The sequence below is a fragment of the Rhizobium sp. 01T444 genome (genome assembly GCF_056398305.1).
In genome coordinates this window covers 1-753 of the sequence record NZ_JBFTPD010000153.1, presented here as the reverse complement: position 1 = coordinate 753, position 753 = coordinate 1, and the positions used below count along the sequence as shown (strand labels likewise).

The following is a 753-nucleotide window of genomic DNA, read 5'->3' as shown; positions in this document are numbered from 1 at the left end:
GCCGCCGGCGCGAGGACTTCCTCGGGGTCTACGGGCCGCTGTCGATGGTCATGCTCTTCGCCCTGTGGGCCGCCTCCCTGATCGTCGGTTTCGGGCTGATGCAATGGGCGGTGGAGGATCTCGTCTCCGGCACCCGCGCCGTGTCGCTGGTCAGCCAGATCATCGTCAGCGGCGACGCCTTCTTCACGCTCGGCTATGGCGACGTCGTGCCGCAGCATTCGCTGTCGCGCATGCTGGTCATCCTCGAAGCCGGCACCGGCTTCGGCTTCATCGCGCTGACCATCGGCTACCTGCCCGTGCTCTACCAGCATTTCACCCGGCGCGACCTCCAGCTCATCGAGTTCTCCGCGCGCGCCGGCTCGCCGCCGACCGCCGCCGCGCTGCTCGGCTGGCACGTGCATGGCAGCCCCGAGGCGCTCGAACGCTGGCTGTGGGAGTGGGAGATCTGGGCCAGCGACCTGATCGAGAGCCACGCCGTCTACCCGATGCTGGCGTACTACCGCTCGCAGCACGAGGGCCATTCATGGCTGGGCTCCCTGGCCGTGGTGCTGGACGTGTGCACGCTGCTCATTGCCGGGGCCGACGACGCGCGGCGCCACCAGGCCACCGCCACCTTCTCGGCCCTGAGGCGCATCCTCGACGAGGCCAGCGAGGCGCTGCGCGTGGCGCCCGTGCCCCAGGTCTCCACCCGCCGGATGGACGCCGAGGCGCTGCGGCTTCTGACACCCACGATCCGCCGCATCCTGCCGAACT

1 protein-coding gene is annotated in these 753 nt (G+C 70.1%); it reads left to right on the top strand.

The features are described from left to right. Window positions 1–753 (top strand): potassium channel family protein (locus AC1DTN_RS37685; protein ID WP_477925228.1); only part of this gene is annotated, 753 nt, incomplete at both ends.